The sequence below is a fragment of the Streptomyces sp. WAC 06738 genome (assembly GCF_003945505.1).
In the GTDB taxonomy this organism is placed as follows: Bacteria; Actinomycetota; Actinomycetes; order Streptomycetales; family Streptomycetaceae; genus Streptomyces.
In genome coordinates, this window is record NZ_CP029618.1 from 7621097 (window position 1) to 7638472 (window position 17376).

Below are 17376 nucleotides of genomic sequence, written 5' to 3' on the forward strand. Positions count from 1 at the left end.
TATCGCGATGAGTTTTGCTCGGCGCGAGCAGGAACAGACGGTTCTGGAGAACCTGGACCTCGACATCACCCCTGGCAGCTTTGTCACGCTGCTCGGCCCCTCAGGATGCGGCAAGAGCACGCTGCTGAAAATTCTGGGCGGCATTCTCGAACCCACTCGGGGCACCGTGCGGATCGGCGGGCAGCCGGCCGCGGACGCGGTCAAGGACCGCGTCATCGGGCTCGTACCGCAGCGGCCCGCGCTGCTGCCCTGGAAGTCCGCGCTGCAGAACGCGAGCATGCTGCGGCAGATCGCCGCCGGCGAGCGCGCCGCCGAGGCCGCCCCCGCGGCGCGCCGGGCGCTGGAGCTGGTCGGCCTCGCCGCGGCGGAGGACAAGCTGCCGCACGAGCTGTCCGGCGGCATGGCGCAGCGCGTGTCCATCGCCCGCGCGCTGGCCATGGACCCGGCCATCCTGCTGATGGACGAGCCGTTCGGCGCCCTGGACGCCATCACCAGGGACGAGATGAACCTGAAGCTCGCCGAGATCTGGGCGACGACCGGCAAGACCGTCGTCTTCGTCACCCACTCCATCTCCGAGGCGGTCTTCCTCTCCGACACCGTGCACGTGATGGGCCTGGACCGGGGGCGCTTCCTGGAGACGCTCGACGTCGCCCTGCCCCGGCCCCGCACCCGCGAGGTACTCGACGACCCCGTGTTCACCGAGTACACGGGGCGGCTCCGCGGCCACCTGGAACCGAAAGCGACGGTCTGACATGGTGCTCGCACAGGACGACGTGAAGAAACCGGCCGGGCGCCGCCCCGGCGGCGGGCCCGGGGGCGGCGCGGTGCGCGCCTGGATCCGGCGCGCGTGGCCCAGCCTCGCCGTGTTCGTCGCCGCCTTCCTCCTCTGGGAGCTGGCCGTCGAGGTCTTCGGCATCTCCAGCTTCGAGCTGGCCAAGCCGAGCGAGTTCCTCGCCGAGATGTGGCGCTCGCGCGACATGCTGGGCGACGCCGCCTGGGTCACCACCCAGGAGATCCTGTACGGCTTCCTGCTCAGCTTCGCCATCGGCGTGCTGCTCGCCGTGCTGATCGTCCGCTTCGGCTGGCTGGAGCGCGCCCTCTACCCGCTGATCGTGCTCTTCCAGGTCGTCCCCAAGGTCGCCCTGGCGCCGATCTTCATCCTCTGGTTCGGCTACGGCCTCGCGCCGAAGCTGCTGCTCATCGTGGTGATCACGTTCTTCCCGATCACCCTGAACACGATCGTCGGGCTCAAGGCCATCGACCAGGACCTGCTCCTGCTCATGCGGTCCGTGGGCTCGTCGCGGAACCAGATCCTCACCCGGATCCAGATCCCCACCTCGCTGCCGTACCTCTTCGCCGGCATGCGCATCGCGATCACCCTCGCGGTCATCGGCGCGGTGGTGGCGGAGTTCTCCGGCGCCCAGAACGGCCTCGGCTATCTCATCCAGTTCGCCTCGACGCAACTGGACACCCCGCTCATGTTTGCGGCCCTGACCCTCGTGTCCCTGCTCGGCCTGATCCTCTATTACGGGATGTCGCTGCTCGAGTTCCTGCTCCGCAAGCGATTCCCGCACATCACGGCCGACACCACCCGTTGAATCCGGCTTGGCATTCTCTCCTGCACTAGGAGCCCATCATGTTCCCCTCCGGAAAGAAAATCAGGAAGAGTAGGAAAACCGTCGCCGGTATCGCGGGCGCGACGACAGCGGCACTTCTCCTCGCCGCCTGCGGCGGCGACTCGGGAGGCGACTCCGCCGACGGCGGACTCGACAAGGTCACCATCCAGCTCGACTACCAACTCCGCGGCAACCACGGCATGTTCTACGTCGCCGACAAGCTCGGCTACTTCAAGGACGAGGGCATCGACGTCGACACCATCAAGACCGGCACCGGCTCGCCCGACGCGCTGCGCATCGTCGGCACCGGAGGCGCCGACTTCGGCTTCGCCGACCTGCCGTCGCTCGTCACCGCGCGCTCCCAGGAGGTGCCCGTCACCACCCTGGCGGCGGTCAACCAGACCTCGCCGCTGGCGATGTGCACGGTGAAGGAGAAGAACAAGCTGACGTCGATCGACGACCTGAAGGGCATGACGGTCGGCATCCACGCCGCCGGCTCCACCTTCCTCTTCTATCAGGCGCTGCTCGCGGAGAACGGCATCGACCGCGGGGACCTCAAGGAGGTCAGCGTCACCCCGCCGTACGAGAACTACCTGATCCAGGGCAAGGTCGACACCGTCCCCTGCTACATCGACGCCGAGGTGCCGCAACTGGAGGACGCCGCCGGCGGCGAGGGCTCCCTCGACGTCCTGCTCGGCTCCGAGCACGGCTACGAGGCGTACGGCTCCGGCCTCTTCACCAGCGACGACATGGTCGAGAACGACCCCGGCCTGGTGCAGCGCTTCACCAACGCCTACATCAAGGCGTTCGGCTACGTGATGAAGAACCCGGACAAGACGGCCCAGATCCTCGCCGAGTCCTCCCCGGAGACCCGCGACAAGGCCGACCTCTTCGAGCGGCAGATCCAGGCGGACATCGACCACACCTTCACCAGCGCCGTCACCGAGAAGCACGGCCTGGGCGCCATGGACAAGCAGGCGTGGCAGGCGACCATCGACGCCCTCGCCGACCAGGACGTGCTCAAGGGCAGCACGCCCAGCGTCGCGGACGTCCACCAGGAGAAGTTCGTCGAGAAGGCCGCGAAGGCCGGCGCCGGGTCCGGTGCCGGGAACGACGCCGGCAACTGAAGGCGCGGCCGGCCGCCCCCGGGCGGCCGGCACGACGAGTGAGAGCGGAGCTATGGAAACCACGGTTGACAGGCGGAAGCGCCACGCGGAGGTGTCCGGCGCCGGGTTCGCGGGGCTGACCGCCGCCGCGGCGCTCGCCCGGCGCGGGTGGTCGGTGCGGGTGCACGAGAAGGGGGCGGAGCTGCGCGAGCAGGGGGCGGGCATCGTCCTGTGGCACAACAGCCTCAAGGTGCTGAAGGCCATCGGCGCGTACGAGGCGGTGATGGCCGACTCGATGACACCCCCGTACTACGAGACCCGCTTCCAGCACGCCAGCGTCTCCCACGAGGACTTCGGCGGCCTGCCCTGGCGCACCATGACCCGGCCCTACCTGCACAAGTGCCTGCTGGACGCCGCGCTCGCGGCCGGTGTGGAGATCCGCACCGGCTCCGAGGTGGCCGCCGCGGACCCGCGCGGCCGGCTCACCCTCGCCTCCGGCGAGACGCTCCACGCCGACCTCGTCGTCGGCGCCGACGGGGTGAAGTCGAAGGTCCGCGACTCCATAGGCTTCGAGCAGGAGCGCTGGAAGTCCCGCGACGGGATCACCCGGTTCCTCGTGCCGCGCCACAAGGCCGAACTCGGCCCCGGCGAGTGGGACAACGTCATCGACTTCTGGAACCTCGAACCCCGTTACCTGCGGGTGCTCTACGTGCCCTGCAACGACCGCGAGCTGTACCTCGCCCTCGGCGCGCCCCGCGCCGACGAACAGGGCAGCCGCACCCCCATCGACCTGGACCTGTGGACGTCGGCCTACCCCGAGCTGACCCCCGTCCTCCGGGCCGCGGCCACCGCCGCCGACCCCCGGTACTACGGCTACGAGACCACCGCCGTCGCCGAGTGGCGCCGCGGCGCCGTCGCCCTCGTCGGCGACGCCGCGCACGCCATGCCCCCCGCCCTCGCGCAGGGCGCCGGCTGCGCGATGGCCAACGCCTACACCCTCGCGGTCGCCGCCACCGAGGCCGCCGACGGTGAAGTCGAGGCGGCCCTGGCCCGGTGGGAGGAGCTGGAGCGGCCGTTCACCGACCGCTGCCAGCGACGCTCCGCCGACTTCGCCGCCACCCGCGCGATGTCCGAGGGCAACCAGTTCACGCTGGAGAACCTCGAGACCGCCCTCTACGACCCGACCAACCCCAACCGCCACGCGCTGTCCGTCAGCCCCTGAGAGGAAATGACCCGATGACCCCCGAGGAGCAGGTGACCAAGGACTACCAGGTACGGCGCTGGGTCGGCCTGGTCGAGGAGACGCTGCACGAGAACGGCCCCGTCGCCGCCGTGCCGCTGCGCAAGGCCGTCTGCGGCGTCGTGGTCAGGAACCCGTTCGCCGGCCGGTACGCCGACGACCTGTCCCCGCTCACCGCGCCGAGCGCCGCGCTGGGGACGGCGCTCGGCCGGCGGGCCGCGGCCCTCCTCGGCGCCCCGGTGGAGAGCTACGGCAAGGGCGGTCTCGCCGGCCTGGCCGGCGAGCAGGAGCACGTCGTCGCCTGCGTCACCACCGTCTTCGGCAACGCGCTGCGCGAGGCGATCGGCGGCGGCGAGGCGTGGATCTCCTCGGCGACCAAGACCGCCGCCGCCGGCGCCTCCCTGGACATCCCGCTGGCGTACAAGGACGAGGTGTACGTCCGTTCCCACTACGACGCCGTCACCGTCTCCGTACCCGACGTGCCGCGCCCCGACGAACTGTTCGTCTGCGTGGCCGTCGCCAGCGGCGGCCGGGTCCACGAGCGCGTCGGCGGCCTCACCGCCGCCGAGGCGCGTGCGCAGACCGCGGCCGGCCAGGCCCGGTGAGAAGGAGCAACCCGATGCAGACCAGCGATGCGCTGTACTCCCAGGACGACTCCGTCGCCAACGTGCTCGACAACCTCGCCAGGGCCCACCGGATCCTGGAGATGGAGGGCCACGGCGACATGTCCATGGGCCACCTGTCCTACCGCGACCCGCACGGCCGCGGGCTCTGGCTCAAGCGCGGCAACCTCGGCATGGAGGAGGTCCGGGCCGGCGACTACATCCTCATCGACTTCGACGGCACCGTCCTGGAAGGCCAGGGGCTGCGCCACCTCGAATGGCCGCTGCACGCCGAGATCATGCTCGCCCGGCCCGACGTCAACGTCGTCGGCCACTCGCACCCGTTCCAGGCCACCGTCCTCGGCGCCGGCCGGGGGCGGATCGAGCCGGTGAACAACCACGGCGTGTGGTTCGCCGAGCACGGCGTCCCGCGCTTCGACGCCACCAGCCACATCATCACCACCCAGGAGCTGGGCCGGGACCTCGCCCGCGTGCTCGGCGAGGCCGACGCCGTACTCCAGGCCAACCACGGCGCCTCCTTCACCGGCCGCAACGTCCGCGACGCGACGCTCGCCGGGATCTTCCTGGAGAAGGCCGCCGCCTTCCAGCTCGCCCTGGCCGGCTCCGGCCTGCCGTACGACCCGCCGGACGCGGCCGAGAGCGTCGAGAAGAACCGCCGCATCTATCCCGAACGCGCCCGCGAGAACTACTGGATGTACTTCAACCGCAAGCTCGACCGGCTCGAAGCCGCCCGCTGAGCCCGCCCGCGCGGCCGCAGCAGCCGCCGCGGCACGGCACGAAAGGAACCATCGTGAGCATTCCCACCACCAGCGCCGTCCTCGGCTCGGGGAGCATGGGGCCCGGCATCGCCGCGCTGCTCGCCCGTTACGGATCCGACGTACGGCTCTACGACGTGAGCGAGGAGGCCCTGGCGCGGGCGGAGGGGACCTGCGCCGGTGTGGTCGCGCACCTCGACCGCCTCGACGTGCCGGTCACCCCCGGCGGATCCGTCACCTTTCAACGCGACCAGGCCAAGGCGCTGGCGGGCGCCGACCTCGTCATCGAGGCGGTGCCGGAGCAACTGGAGCTGAAGAAGACGGTGCTCGCCCAGGTCGAGGCCGCGGTGCGGGACGACGCGATCATCGCGACCAACACCTCCGGCATCCCGATCTCCGACATGGCGGTGGACATGGCCCACCCCGAGCGCCTGATCGGCATGCACTGGTCCAACCCGCCGCACCTCATCCCGATGATCGAGATCGTCAGGGGCGCGCGCACCGGCGCCGCCGTCGAGGACCGCCTCGTCGGCATCGTCGAGGCGTTCGGCTACGAGGCCGTGGTCGAGAAGGAGGTGCCGGGATTCGTCGAGAACCGGGTGCTCTACGCCGTGCTCCGCGAGTGCATGGCCCTCGTCGAGGAGGGCGTGGTCTCCCAGCGCGACCTGGACACCGTCGTGAAGTGGGGCGTCGGCTACAAGCTCGCCGTCATCGGCCCGATGCGGCTGGTCGACATGGCGGGCCTGGACATCTACCAGGCCGTGGGCTCCTACCTGAACCGCGATCTGTCCACCGAGACCGGCGTCTCCTCCCTGGTCACCGAGCTGACCGCCGAGGGCAAGCTCGGCATGAAGACGGGCGGCGGACTGTACGAGTACGGCGAGGGCGAAGTCGCCGCCAAGCGCGCCGACATCGTCGACGGCCTGGTGAGCGTCCGCAAGGCGCTCTCCGCGATCAAGCCGGTCTGAGCGGACGGGAGCCGACCGTGAACCGCGCACCGCAGCCGGCCGGGCCGGAGCCGCACGCCGCCCCCGCCGCGCCCCCTGACGCGCCGCCGGGCCTGGCGTTCGTGGCCGCCGGAGAGGTCGAGCTCTGCGTGCGCGACGCGGGCGCCGGGCCGGCGGTCGTGCTGCTCCACGGCACGACCGCCAGCCTGGGCGTCTGGGACCCGGTGGTCGAGCTGCTGGGCGGCGCGGTACGGACCGTGGCCGTCGACCAGCGCGGCCACGGCCGCAGCGGCAAGCCCGCCGCCGGGTACGGTGCCGCCGCGTACACCGCCGACGTGCTCGCGCTGGTCAGGGCGCTGGGGATCGGCCCGGTGGTCGTCGCCGGGCACTCCCTCGGGGCCCGCAACGCCGTCGTGCTCGCCGCCGCGCACCCCGACGTGGTCGCCGGCGTCGTCGCCGTCGACTACACCCCGTACGTCGAACCCGCCGTGCTCGACGCCCTGGAGACCCGGGTACGCGGCGGCGATCGCACCTTCGCCTCCGGCACGGACGTCGAGACGTACCTGCACGAGCGCTACCCCCTGCTGCCCGCCGATGCCGTACGCCGCCGGCGCCGCTACGGCTACGCCCCGGCCGGCCGGGACGGGGCGCTGCGCCCGCTCGCCGACCCCGCGGCCATGGTCCGCACCGTCGACGGGCTGCGCCGCGACTTCGCCGCCGAGACCCGGGCCGTCGCCGTACCCGTCACCCTGCTGCGCGGCGAGCACAGCGCGATCGTCTCCCCGCGCGCCTTCGCCGCCACGCGCGCGCTGCGCCCCGACTTCCGCGCCGTCGAACTCCCCGGGCTCGACCACTACGTGCCCGAGGAGGACCCCCGGACCGTCGCCGACGAGATCGTCCGCATGCTCGACCGGACGACGGGCCGACCCCGCCCGCGTCCCGCCACCGAGAGGAATCCAGACCCATGCCCCTGAACATCAAGGACCTCGCCGTCGCCGTCCGCGGCGTCGCCCCCGGCGAGCGGATCCCGGACCGGCACGCCGCCGACCACGGCAACGCCGCCCCCGAGGTCGAGATCACCGGAGTGCCCGCCGGCACGGCGGAACTCGCGCTGATCCTCCACGACCCCGACGCACCGCTGCCGCACGGCTTCACCCACTGGGTGGTCTACGGCATCGACCCGGCCGCGCCCGCGGTGACCGCCCCCGGGCCTGCGGGCACGGTGCGCGAAGGCCCCAACTCCCTTGGCGACAAGGCGTATACGGGCCCCCAGCCGCCGCCGGGGCACGGCACCCATCACTACTATTTCTGGGTGTACGCCCTCGACACCCCGGTCGCGGGCGAACCGTCGCGCGAGGAGTTCCTCAGCGCGTACGGCGATCGCGTCATCGAGCAGAACCGGCTCGTCGGCACGTACTCCGCCTGACGCACCCCGGGGCCACACCACGAGTACAGAAGGGCGAGCGCATCGTGTCTGAAGGGCGGGAGCGGACCCCCGGCGTGGACAGCGCCAGGAGGGTGCTGAAGATCCTTCTCCTCTTCACGGAGAAGGGGCCGGAGCTGAGCGTGGAGGAGATCGCGCACTCCGTCGGCATCTCGGTGCCCTCCGCGTACCGGTTCGTCTCGCTGCTGCGCGAGATGGACATGGTGGAGGACAACGGCGGCGGCACGTACGTGCTCTCGCCGCGGATCTTCCTGCTGGCCCGCAGCGCGGAGCAGGCGTTCCCCGTCTCCAAGGTGCTCCGCCCGCTCGTCGAGCGGCTGTCGAAGGACACCGGCGAGGCGGCGCTGGTGATCCGGCGCGTGGGCGACTTCGCGACCTGCGTGGAGATGAGCCAGCCCGAGCACACGATCCGGCTCTCGTTCGAGCCGGGGCAGATCATGAGCCTGCACCGCGGCGCCGGGCCCAAGGTGCTGCTCGCCGCGATGGGCGAGGCGTGGGCGCAGCGGTACTTCGACCGGCTGCGGCCCGCGCCGTCGGCCGCCGAGCGGGACGCGGTGCTGGCCGAGGTGCAGGGCGTGGCCGCGCAGGGGTGGTCCAAGAGCGAGGCGGAGGTCGACGAGGGCGTGTGGGCGGTGGCCGCGCCGATCGGGGTCGGCGAGAAGGTCGTCGCCGCGGTCACGGTCGCGGGCCCGCACTTCCGCATCGACGACGAGCGCGCGGGGTACATCACCGAGCGCGTCGTGGCCGCCGCGGCGGAGCTGTCCGACTCACTCAGCACCTGGCGGCACTAGCGCCCGCCCCCGGGGGTGCCACCGTCGGCCTCGCGTGGCGCGGTGGCATCCCCCGGGGCGGACGGCTGCCGTCAACCGCCCGCCACGGTCCCCATGAGGGCCGAGAACGACGCGGGATCGGTGTCGAAGCCCTGCACCACCGGGCGGAACCGCCAGGTGCCGGCGGGCTCGCGGACGAACTCCGCGACGGTGGCCGCGGTCGCGTCCGCCACCCCGGCGAAGTCGTCGGCGGCCAGCTCGGCGTAGCCCTCGCGGATCTGCACTCCGGTGCTCGCCACCTCGCCGAACGTCCGCCGGCCGGCGCCCTGCTGGATCGCGACGCCGACGACCACACGCCCGTACGCGGGGGCGATCCGCGCGAACTCCAGCGTCATCACCTCGTCGGCGCCGAAGCCCTGGCCGGTCTGGCTCTGCCGCTGCAGGGTGATCGTGCCGTCGGGGGAGCGGCTGTCGAAGTGGACCAGGTAGGCCGGCTCGCCCCGCGGGTCGTCGGCGCGGTACGTCGCCGCGATCAGGTCCAGGTCGTGGGGCGGCGCGCCGAGCGGGCTGGGGTCCCACTTCAGCGCGATCTCCACCTTGCCGACACCCCTGTTGAGACCGGTCACCGGGCTCCCCTCTCCCGTACTCCTGCGTGCTCCTGGCGCAACTGCCCGGCGTGGTCCGCCGGTTGCCCCTATCGTGTCACGTCCCACCGGACCGGGGAGCGGCGCGCGGGGAGCGCGGGGCGGCACGCGGGGGCGGGGGCGGCCCGCGCCGCGGGGGCGCGCCCCGGGGCCGTACGGCGAGCGCCCGGGGCCGTGCGGAGCGGCTTGCGCGGCGGTTACACCAGAGGACCGGTCCACTGGCGCCGCGGCGCCCGATTGACGGTCCGTGTGCGGCGCGTCACGCTCGGGCCGTCCGCCACCCGTGTCCGACCGGCGGGCTCTCGGCACCCGTACGCCACCCCCACATGGCACTTCGGACTGTCATGTACGGGCCAATCTGAAGGGAGCTCGAACACATGGCTTGCAGTACGAACTACCTCTGGCGCGGCGAGGCCACCTGGTTCTGCTGCGGCGCCGCCTGGGGCCCCTGCGGCTCCGCCGGCGGCGGCGCCTGCGGCAACTGCCGCTCCGCCTCGAACCACGGCGCCTGGCCGAACGCCTCCGCGGCGTGCTGGGACATCACCCGGCCCGACCTGTGCGGCGAGGGCGGCATCCCGCGGCGCGGCTGCGGCTCCGTCATGCGCGTCGTCCAGGAGTGCTCCAAGGCGGCGGTCTGCATCACCATCACCGACTGCGGCCCGCGGACCAAGAGCTTCTGCGGCGAGGCGTCCTGCTGCAACGGCGTCTGCCGCACCAACCGCATCCTGGACCTGACGCCCGCGGCGTACTCCCAGATCGCCAGCCTCAGTTCCGGCAAGACCGGCGTCTGGATCTACGAGTGAACGGAGGCGCGGCCATGAAGGACGCAACGGGCTCGACGTTCGACCGGCGGCGCTTCCTCTCCGCCAGCGCACTCGGCGGCGCCACCGTCGTCGGCGCCACGGCGCTCGGCGCGGTGGACCCCGACGCCGCGTTCGCGGCACCCACCCCGCCGCTCGACCCGGCGGTCGCCGCCACCTCGTTCGCCGAGGGCCTGATCACCGGCATCGACGGCGGCACCCTGCTGCACGTCAAGGGCTCCTACGGCGAACGGCACCGCATCCAGCTCACCAACGCCACGAGCATCTGGAAGCTCCACCCCACCACCGCCGAGGACGTCGAGACCGGCGACGGCCTCTACGCCCGCGGCCTGGAGATGCCCGACGGCACCATCGCCGCCGACGCGGTCTGGGTGAACATCGTCAACCTCGACGTCACGGTCCGCGGCATCGGCAAGGACCGGCTCGCGCTCGGCTACCACGGCGGCGAGCTGATCGGCCGCATCGTCCCGGGCCGCTCCACCGCCTCGTACGCGGGCGCCGCGCTCACCGACGACCTGTCGGGCGTGCGGATGGGCCAGCACGCGCTGGTGCTCGGCGCCTGGCGGCCGAAGGACGGTGCGGTCGACATCGCCAGGATCACGGTCGGGCACTGACCGCCGCGGCCACTTCGAGGACGGAGGCAGCATGATCGCACTGCTGGTCGGCGGCGTGCTCGGCTGGAGCGGGAGCACCAAGCTGTTCGGACGCAACACCCCCGTGCAGGCGTCGGGCACCGTGCTGGAGCGCAAGCTCGGCGGGCTGCCGCGCGCCACGGTCGCGCTGCGCGCGGTCGGGGCGGCGGAACTGCTCGTCGCGCTCGCGCTGGTGGCGCTGCCGGTGCCGCTGGTCACCGGGGCGCTCGCGGCGCTCGCGGGCGCGGGCTTCGCGGCGTACCTCGGCTACGCCAGGGCCACCGCGCCCGACTCGTCCTGCGGCTGCACCGCGCGGGACAAGGCGCCCATCGGCGTACGGGCCTTCGCCAGAGCCGGGTTCGTCCTGGCCGGCGGGGCGGTCGTGCTGGCCGGAGGACTCGCCGCCGACGGTCTGCCGGCGCCGGCCGGCGGGCCCTGGTGGGAGGCCCTGCGGGACCGGCCCGGCGCCGCGCTCGGCCTGCTGGCCGCGAGCACGGCGCTGGCCTGGCTGCTCTTCGGCGACCCGGACCGGGCCGTCCGGCTGCCGCTGCGCCGGCTGCGGCTGCGGCTCTTCGGGAACCCGCTGCACGGCGGGGCGGGACCGGGCGGCGACCCCGAGGCGGTGCCCGTCGAGGGCTCCGTCGAGCTGCTGGAACGCTCGCTGGCGTGGCAGACGGTGACCCACGTCGTCCGCTCCGGGCTGCGCGAGCACTGGGACGACGAGGGCTGGCGCTTCCTGCGCTACACCGGCCTGCACGAGAGCGGTCCCGACGGCGCCGAGGGCGCCGGCCGCCCGGTGTCCGTGGTCTTCGCGATGGACGCGAAGGCCGGCCTCGACAGCCCGCGGCCGCCGGTCATCCGGGTCGGCGTCGTGGACGAGGAGACCGGCGAACGCGTGGACGTCACCGCCGGCCGGGAGCGCCCCGGCGCGCTGCTCGGCGAAGGCGTCTGAGAGCGGTGCCCGGAGCCCGTACGGGGCCGGGCTCCGGGCACCGCCCCGGCACCTTCTCCGCCGCCGCTGCTACTTCTCCGCCGCCGCGGTGGCGGGCATGCCGTAGGCGTCGGCGATCAGCTCGTACGAGCGCAGCCGCGCCGCGGGTCCGTGCACGTTCGTGGTGAGCATCAGCTCGTCGGCGCCCGTGCGCTTGCGCAGGTCGTCGAGACCGGTCGTCACCTCGTCCGGGGTGCCGTACACCACGTTGCCGATCCAGGAGTCGGCGAACTCCCGCTCCAGCGGGCTGAACTCGTAGGACTCCGCCTCCTCGGGCGAGGGCACCAGACCGGGCCTGCCGGTGCGCAGCCGCAGCATGTTCAGGGCCCCCGCCATGACCTGCCGCCGCGCCTCGCGCGCGTCCTCCGCGGCCATGACCGAGACGCCGATCAGGGCGTACGGTGCGGAGAGCACGGCCGACGGCTGGAACGCCTCGCGGTACAGCTCCAGCGCGGGTCCGGTGTGCTGCCCGGCGAAGTGGTGCGCGAACGCGAACGGCAGCCCCAGCTCGGCGGCGAGCCGGGCGCTGAACATCGACGAGCCCAGCAGCCACACCGGCGGCCGGTGCAGCGACTGCACCCCGCCGGCCGCCGTGCCCTGCACCGGGCCCGGCACCGCGTGGATCCTGCGGTACGGGTGCCCGTCGGGGAAGTCGTCGTCGAGGAACCTGATCAGCTCCGCCAACTGCTGCGGGAACTCCTCGGCGCCCTCGCGCAGCCGGTCCGTGCGGCGCAGCGCCGCCGCCGTCGCGCCGTCCGTGCCGGGCGCGCGGCCCAGGCCCAGGTCGACGCGGCCGGGAGCGAGCGCCTCCAGCGTGCCGAACTGCTCGGCGACGACGAGCGGCGCGTGGTTGGGCAGCATCACGCCGCCGGAGCCGAGCCGGATGGCGGTCGTGTGCGCGGCCAGGTGCGCCAGGATCACGGCGGGCGAGGAGGACGCGACGCCGGGCATCGAGTGGTGCTCGGCGACCCAGTAGCGGTGGAAGCCGCGCGCCTCGGCGAGCCGGGCCAGCGCCACCCCGGTGCGCAGCGCGTCGGTCGCGGTGTACCCGGCGCCCACGGTGGCCAGGTCCAGCACGGAGAGCGGCACGGGGGCGGAGCCGCCCGCCCGGCCCCGTATCTCGTCCTGCGCGTCGGGTGCCGTCACGTCCGCTGCCGCCACGTGGTCCTCCTGGTCTCCGGTGTCTGTGGTCCTCCCCATGCCGACAACAGGAGGAGGGCTCCGTATTCCCGTAATCCCGGGATCCGGGAATACGGCCGGCGGATCCGGGACCGGGACCCGGCGGGCACGGCGCTGCCGCCCGCGGTGACGGCGCGGGCGGCAGCGGGCGGCGGGCGCGTGGCGGGGTGGGTGACGCGCCCGCCGCGGCCGGAGCGGAAGACCCGGGCGGAGGGGGCCGGGCCTTCCGCGGTCCGCGGGGACCGGGGGCGGCTCAGCAGGCCCTGACGTCCTGCCGGACGCCCCACGCGCCGGCGATGCCGCGCTCCGGGTTCTTGGCGTGCCACACCGGGTCGAACCCGGCGGGGGACTCCTTGCCGTTGTCGTCGAAGCAGCCGCCGGTCTCCGCCCAGCCGCCGGCCTGTGTGCGTCTCGCGCGACTGGGGAACGGCACGCTCATGTCCTCCCGTAGAGGTGTGTCGATCGAGCGGGGCACGTGCGCGGCCGCCCGGGCGTGCACGCCCGGACAGGCACCTCTGAGGCTGCGGAGCAGGTTAAAAGGACTAGACCAATGCGTCAAGAGGTCTGAACCACTGCAGTTTTCCGCGCCGCGCCGGGCCGGGGCCGGGGCCGTACGAGAAGGGGAACCCGCCGCGGGTCAGCGGCCGTTGCCGGGGTTCTGCGGCTGCTGCGGGTCCTGCGGAGGGGCACCGGGCTGGGCGACGATGGCCTGGGCGATCGCGCCGAGGATCTCCGCGCGCTGCTCGCGGGTGAGGTCCGCGCCGTCCACCAGGCGCTCCGCGGCGAGATAGCGGGAGAACTCCAGCGGCTGGGTGAAGTAGGCCCGCAGGGTCTCCACCGTCGACTCCTGGGAGCGCACGAAGGTGCGCCCGATGAACCCGGCGAGCGCTGCCGACGAGGCGCCGAGCACACCGGCGACGATGCTGGTCGCGGTGGAGTCGGCGATCAGGGCGAGGACGGTGAAGCCCACCAGCATGCCGAAGCCGATGCCCATGGCGACCTGGGCGTTGCGGAAGGCGTGCCGGGCCTGTGTCTGGGCGATGCCGTGGTACTTGTCGAGCCGCGCGTGGGTGACGGTCCACAGGTCGGCGAGCACCAGGGCGTCGGGTTCGGCGACGGGCCCGGCCGGCCGGCCGGGCCCGGCCGCGGTCTCCGGCCCGCCGGGCCCGTGCACGGGCTCCGTGTCCTCCCCGTCCTGCGGCCGGGACTCCGGGAGACGCGGGCGTCCCCGCCCGCGCCGCAGCGCGTCCTCGATGCCCTGCTCCGCGGCCCGCTCCCGGGCCCGGGCGCGCTGGGTCTCGGCGTCGGGGCCGAGCCACGGAGGGCTCCGGAACAGGTCGCGCTTGCGGATGGCCAGGACGCCGAGCGCGATCGCGGCCACGGCGGCGACGCCTCCCGCGAGCCAGGCGATCCACGCGTCCCTGGCGCGCGCCGACTCCACCAGGAGCAGGCTGGTCTCGTACGCGCAGGAGCCCGCCCGGGCCCCGGCGTGCGGCGTGACCTCCACGAGAACCGTCCGCGCCCGCCGGGAGACGTCCACTGCGGCGCCGAACGCGGGGGCGAGCCGTCCGGGGTAGGTGCGCCGCCAGGCCCCGCCGGGCACGCCCTCGGCGCGGACTTCGATGTCCACCGAGCGGGGCTCGCACGTCACCGGCGCGTCCGCCGGCTCCACGCCGACCGCGAGCCGGACCTTGTCGGCCGGCCCGGCGAGCCTCGCGGCGAAGGATGCCGTATCTCCCGGGGCGACGTCCCCCGCGGGGGTCTGCCGCTCGGTGGCGACGGCCTCCAGGAACCGTTCGTTCGTCAGACGGCCGGGAGCCACCAGGGCGACGATCATCGACAGCATGACGGTCGCCAGCGTCAGGAAGACCGTCAGCCAGCGCGTCCGCAGCCGCATGTGCCGCGAGATCTCGTCGTCGGACGGCTCGGCGGCCGCGGTGTCCGCGGCGGGGTGGTCGGGCACCGCTCAAGGATCGCCGATCGGCCGTTTCCCGGCGGGAGAATCGGGCAACCGGGCAGAGACCGGGTGTGCGGTCCCGAAGTGACACGGACTCGAAATACCGCGTTCACAAACCTTCGTGACAAGGCATTTCCGCCGGCCGCCGGCGTATGTGCGAAACCCCTCACGCCGATTTCCGGTCACGGCCGGGGCCGCGGCCCGAATTCCCGTCCGTCGCCCGCGCTAGGGTGTTCGACCTGCGGCGGAGCAGGGAGTCGGGGTGCGCATACAGCAACTGGAATACGTGGCCGCGGTGACCCGGTTCGGCTCTCTGCGGCGCGCCGCCGACGCGCTGCACCTCTCGCAGCCGGCGCTCAGCGAGACCGTACGGAACCTGGAGCGCGAACTCGGTGTCGACCTGCTCGACCGGCGCCGCTCAGGTGCCCGGATCAGCGACGCCGGGCGGGAACTGCTGCCGCACATCGCCGCCGTGCTGGAGGCCGTGGACCGGCTGCGGCGGGCCGCCGACGAGCAGCACCGGGTCAGCCGGTCGATCCGGCTCGGCACCGGCGGCGCGGTCGCCGCGCCGCTGCTGGCGCCGGCCGTACGGGAGTTCCGGGCCGGCCATCCGCAGACCGGGGTGGAGATCGTCGCGGGCGCCGAGGACGCCGTACGCCGCGGACTCGTCGAGGGCGGGCTCGACCTGGGGCTCGTCGTCCGGCTCGCGGGCGAGGAGCCGTACTCCGACCTGCACGACACCGAACTGCTGCGCGGCCGTCCGGTGGTGTGCCTCAGCCCCGGCAGCCCGCTGGCCGAACTGGACGAGATCGGCGCCGTGGAACTGCTCGCCGAGCCGCTGGTCGCGGTGCGCTCCGGCTGCCTCGTGCACCGGCTGCTGCACCGCCTCGGCGCCGTCCGCCCGCCGCTGCCCGCCTACGCGGCCGACACCCCCGACGCGGCGAAGCACCTCGTCGCCGAGGGGCTGGGGGTGACGGTGCTGCCGGACTTCGGAGTCGTCGGCGACCCGCTGGAACGGCACGGCGCGGTCACCTGGCGGCCCCTCGCCGGTGCCGGCGTCCCCGCCGTGCACCTGATGCTCTGGCGCAGCCGTACCCGGGCCATCCCGCCCGCCGCCCGCGCGCTGCACGACGCCCTCGCCACCGCCGCCGCGGCGGCCGGGCCGGTACCGGCCTGAGGCCCGTCCGAGCCGGGCCCGAAGCCCCGTCAGCATCGCCGGTCGTCCCGCGCACCGCCGCCACCAGGATCTTCGGGCCGTATTTGGCGTGAACCTGCCACTTGTGGTCGCGTCCGGCATGCGAGACGCTGCCGTGGCACCGCCCGTATCCGGGCGGGCCACCCGCACCGCACTACGCCTCATTGCCCGTAATCCGGTCAACGAAAGGTTCTGGTGCACGAGATGAGACTCACCCCCACGCCCCTGCGCCGCGCGGCCACCGTGCTCACCGCGCTCGGCCTCGCCGCCGGCCTCCAACTGGCCGCCGGCACCGGCGCGAACAGCGCACCCGCCGACGGCGACCTCCGGCTCGCCCCGGCCGCCACGGCCGTCGACGGCCAGTGGATCGTCGTGCTGAAGAACGGCGAGGTCGCCAAGGCCGACACCCGCTCCGTGGCCCGCGACCTGGCCGGCACCGCGGACGTCAGGCCCGAGCACGTCTACCGCACCGCGCTGCGCGGCTTCTCCGCCGAGATGAGCAAGGCGGAGGCGGCCGAGGTGGCCCGCGACCCGCGGGTGGCGTACGTGGAGCAGGACGCCGTCGTACGGACCGCGGAAACCCAGGCCAACGCCACCTGGGGCCTGGACCGCATCGACCAGCGCGACCTGCCGCTGAGCACCACGTACACGTACAACACCACCGCGGCGAACGTCACCGCCTACATCATCGACACCGGCATCCGCACCACGCACAGCGAGTTCGGCGGCCGCGCCTCGGTCGGCACCGACACCGTGGGCGGCGGCCAGAACGGCCAGGACTGCAACGGCCACGGCACCCACGTCGCGGGCACCGTCGGCGGCAAGACGTACGGCGTCGCCAAGCAGGCGAAGCTCGTCGCCGTACGCGTCCTGAACTGCAGCGGCTCCGGCACCACCGCCGGCGTCGTGGCCGGCATCGACTGGGTGACCGCCAACGCCACCAGCCCGTCCGTGGCCAACATGAGCCTCGGCGGCGGCGCCAGCACCACGCTCGACAACGCCGTCAAGCGGTCGGTGGCCGCCGGCGTGACGTACGCGATCGCCGCCGGCAACGGCGACATCTTCGGCACGCCGCAGAACGCCTGCAACTACTCTCCGGCGCGGGTGCCCGAGGCCATCACGGTCGGCGCCACGGACAGCGCCGACCGGCGCGCCTCGTGGTCCAACTTCGGCACCTGCCTGGACCTGTTCGCGCCCGGCGTGAGCATCACCTCCGGCTGGTACACCTCGGACACGGCCACGAACACCATCTCCGGCACCTCGATGGCCACCCCGCACACCGCGGGCGTCGCCGCGCTGTACCTCCAGGGCAACCCCTCGGCCAGCCCCGCCCAGGTGAGCCAGGCCATCGTGAACGGCACCACGCCGAACAAGGTGCAGGACCCGCGCACCGGTTCGCCGAACCGGCTGCTCTACTCGCTCTTCTGACAGCCGTGACGGCTCCGCCGGCGCGGTG

General features: G+C 73.5%; 19 protein-coding genes. 15 read left to right on the top strand and 4 right to left on the bottom strand.

Annotated elements, in window-relative coordinates:
* Positions 1-7: 7 nt before the first annotated feature.
* The 10 genes from DMB38_RS33130 to DMB38_RS33175 are packed head-to-tail and all read left to right on the top strand — an operon-like array spanning position 8 to position 8522.
* The gene (locus DMB38_RS33130; protein WP_125938274.1) at positions 8-751 is read left to right on the top strand and encodes an ABC transporter ATP-binding protein; all 744 of its coding nucleotides are present in this window, start codon (positions 8-10) and stop codon (positions 749-751) included.
* A gap of 1 nt (position 752) precedes the next feature.
* On the top strand, positions 753-1598 hold the full coding sequence (locus tag DMB38_RS33135) for an ABC transporter permease (RefSeq protein WP_125938275.1): 846 nt from the start codon (positions 753-755) through the stop codon (positions 1596-1598).
* Positions 1599-1636: 38 nt separating this feature from the next.
* Positions 1637-2743: an ABC transporter substrate-binding protein gene (locus DMB38_RS33140; RefSeq protein WP_125938276.1), complete on the top strand. Its 1107-nt coding sequence runs from the start codon at positions 1637-1639 to the stop codon at positions 2741-2743.
* Between the two features lie 52 nt (positions 2744-2795).
* Complete coding sequence (locus DMB38_RS33145; protein WP_240662605.1) at positions 2796-3944, top strand: NAD(P)/FAD-dependent oxidoreductase; 1149 nt, start codon at positions 2796-2798, stop codon at positions 3942-3944.
* A gap of 14 nt (positions 3945-3958) precedes the next feature.
* Positions 3959-4567, top strand: a complete 609-nt coding sequence (locus DMB38_RS33150; RefSeq protein ID WP_125938277.1) for an amino acid synthesis family protein — start codon at positions 3959-3961, stop codon at positions 4565-4567.
* Positions 4568-4581: 14 nt separating this feature from the next.
* Entirely contained in the window at positions 4582-5322 is a 741-nt protein-coding gene (locus DMB38_RS33155) for a class II aldolase/adducin family protein (RefSeq protein ID WP_125938278.1), read from the top strand.
* Between the two features lie 53 nt (positions 5323-5375).
* The gene (locus DMB38_RS33160; protein WP_125938279.1) at positions 5376-6308 is read left to right on the top strand and encodes a 3-hydroxyacyl-CoA dehydrogenase NAD-binding domain-containing protein; all 933 of its coding nucleotides are present in this window, start codon (positions 5376-5378) and stop codon (positions 6306-6308) included.
* 17 nt (positions 6309-6325) lie between these two features.
* Positions 6326-7261 carry an alpha/beta hydrolase gene (locus DMB38_RS33165; RefSeq protein ID WP_125938280.1) on the top strand — a complete coding sequence of 312 codons (936 nt, stop codon included), beginning with the start codon at positions 6326-6328 and terminating at the stop codon, positions 7259-7261.
* Complete coding sequence (locus DMB38_RS33170; protein WP_125938281.1) at positions 7252-7713, top strand: YbhB/YbcL family Raf kinase inhibitor-like protein; 462 nt, start codon at positions 7252-7254, stop codon at positions 7711-7713. The genes DMB38_RS33165 and DMB38_RS33170 overlap by 10 nt, the downstream gene beginning before the upstream one ends.
* 44 nt (positions 7714-7757) lie before the next feature.
* Positions 7758-8522 carry an IclR family transcriptional regulator gene (locus DMB38_RS33175; RefSeq protein WP_240662606.1) on the top strand — a complete coding sequence of 255 codons (765 nt, stop codon included), beginning with the start codon at positions 7758-7760 and terminating at the stop codon, positions 8520-8522.
* A 71-nt stretch (positions 8523-8593) separates the two neighbouring features.
* Here the strand turns inward: DMB38_RS33175 and DMB38_RS33180 are convergent, their stop codons facing one another.
* On the bottom strand, positions 8594-9127 hold the full coding sequence (locus tag DMB38_RS33180) for a TerD family protein (protein ID WP_047019183.1): 534 nt from the start codon (positions 9125-9127) through the stop codon (positions 8594-8596).
* Positions 9128-9522: 395 nt separating this feature from the next.
* On the opposite strand from DMB38_RS33180, the gene DMB38_RS33185 reads away from it, so the two are divergent.
* The 3 genes from DMB38_RS33185 to DMB38_RS33195 are packed head-to-tail and all read left to right on the top strand — an operon-like array spanning position 9523 to position 11550.
* The gene (locus DMB38_RS33185) at positions 9523-9948 is read left to right on the top strand and encodes a rare lipoprotein A (protein WP_047019184.1); all 426 of its coding nucleotides are present in this window, start codon (positions 9523-9525) and stop codon (positions 9946-9948) included.
* Between the two features lie 14 nt (positions 9949-9962).
* The gene (locus tag DMB38_RS33190; protein WP_125938282.1) at positions 9963-10580 is read left to right on the top strand and encodes a cell wall protein; all 618 of its coding nucleotides are present in this window, start codon (positions 9963-9965) and stop codon (positions 10578-10580) included.
* A gap of 31 nt (positions 10581-10611) precedes the next feature.
* Complete coding sequence (locus DMB38_RS33195; protein ID WP_125938283.1) at positions 10612-11550, top strand: MauE/DoxX family redox-associated membrane protein; 939 nt, start codon at positions 10612-10614, stop codon at positions 11548-11550.
* 69 nt (positions 11551-11619) lie between these two features.
* On the opposite strand, the gene DMB38_RS33200 is transcribed toward DMB38_RS33195, so the two are convergent.
* From DMB38_RS33200 to DMB38_RS33210, 3 genes are all read right to left on the bottom strand, one after another.
* Positions 11620-12789 (bottom strand): LLM class flavin-dependent oxidoreductase, encoded by a 1170-nt coding sequence (locus tag DMB38_RS33200; RefSeq protein ID WP_240662607.1) that lies wholly within the window; start codon positions 12787-12789, stop codon positions 11620-11622.
* Positions 12790-13021: 232 nt separating this feature from the next.
* Positions 13022-13201 (bottom strand): hypothetical protein, encoded by a 180-nt coding sequence (locus DMB38_RS33205; RefSeq protein ID WP_125938284.1) that lies wholly within the window; start codon positions 13199-13201, stop codon positions 13022-13024.
* Between the two features lie 204 nt (positions 13202-13405).
* Complete coding sequence (locus DMB38_RS33210; RefSeq protein ID WP_125938285.1) at positions 13406-14731, bottom strand: hypothetical protein; 1326 nt, start codon at positions 14729-14731, stop codon at positions 13406-13408.
* Between the two features lie 256 nt (positions 14732-14987).
* Here DMB38_RS33210 and DMB38_RS33215 point away from each other — a divergent pair, with 256 nt between their 5' ends.
* The gene (locus DMB38_RS33215) at positions 14988-15902 is read left to right on the top strand and encodes a LysR family transcriptional regulator (protein ID WP_125938286.1); all 915 of its coding nucleotides are present in this window, start codon (positions 14988-14990) and stop codon (positions 15900-15902) included.
* 213 nt (positions 15903-16115) lie between these two features.
* Positions 16116-17348 carry a S8 family peptidase gene (locus tag DMB38_RS33220; RefSeq protein WP_125938287.1) on the top strand — a complete coding sequence of 411 codons (1233 nt, stop codon included), beginning with the start codon at positions 16116-16118 and terminating at the stop codon, positions 17346-17348.
* The last annotated feature ends 28 nt before the right edge of the window (positions 17349-17376 follow it).

What these genes read in the sequence shown, in the direction of transcription:
- DMB38_RS33130 (WP_125938274.1), top strand. Translation starts at nt 8, where the DNA reads ATGAGTTTTGCTCGGCGCGAGCAGGAACAGACGGTTCTGGAGAACCTG.
- DMB38_RS33135 (WP_125938275.1), top strand. Translation starts at nt 753, where the DNA reads ATGGTGCTCGCACAGGACGACGTGAAGAAACCGGCCGGGCGCCGCCCC.
- DMB38_RS33140 (WP_125938276.1), top strand. Translation starts at nt 1,637, where the DNA reads ATGTTCCCCTCCGGAAAGAAAATCAGGAAGAGTAGGAAAACCGTCGCC.
- DMB38_RS33145 (WP_240662605.1), top strand. Translation starts at nt 2,796, where the DNA reads ATGGAAACCACGGTTGACAGGCGGAAGCGCCACGCGGAGGTGTCCGGC.
- DMB38_RS33150 (WP_125938277.1), top strand. Translation starts at nt 3,959, where the DNA reads ATGACCCCCGAGGAGCAGGTGACCAAGGACTACCAGGTACGGCGCTGG.
- DMB38_RS33155 (WP_125938278.1), top strand. Translation starts at nt 4,582, where the DNA reads ATGCAGACCAGCGATGCGCTGTACTCCCAGGACGACTCCGTCGCCAAC.
- DMB38_RS33170 (WP_125938281.1), top strand. Translation starts at nt 7,252, where the DNA reads ATGCCCCTGAACATCAAGGACCTCGCCGTCGCCGTCCGCGGCGTCGCC.
- DMB38_RS33185 (WP_047019184.1), top strand. Translation starts at nt 9,523, where the DNA reads ATGGCTTGCAGTACGAACTACCTCTGGCGCGGCGAGGCCACCTGGTTC.
- DMB38_RS33190 (WP_125938282.1), top strand. Translation starts at nt 9,963, where the DNA reads ATGAAGGACGCAACGGGCTCGACGTTCGACCGGCGGCGCTTCCTCTCC.
- DMB38_RS33195 (WP_125938283.1), top strand. Translation starts at nt 10,612, where the DNA reads ATGATCGCACTGCTGGTCGGCGGCGTGCTCGGCTGGAGCGGGAGCACC.
- DMB38_RS33200 (WP_240662607.1), bottom strand. Translation starts at nt 12,789, where the DNA reads ATGGGGAGGACCACAGACACCGGAGACCAGGAGGACCACGTGGCGGCA.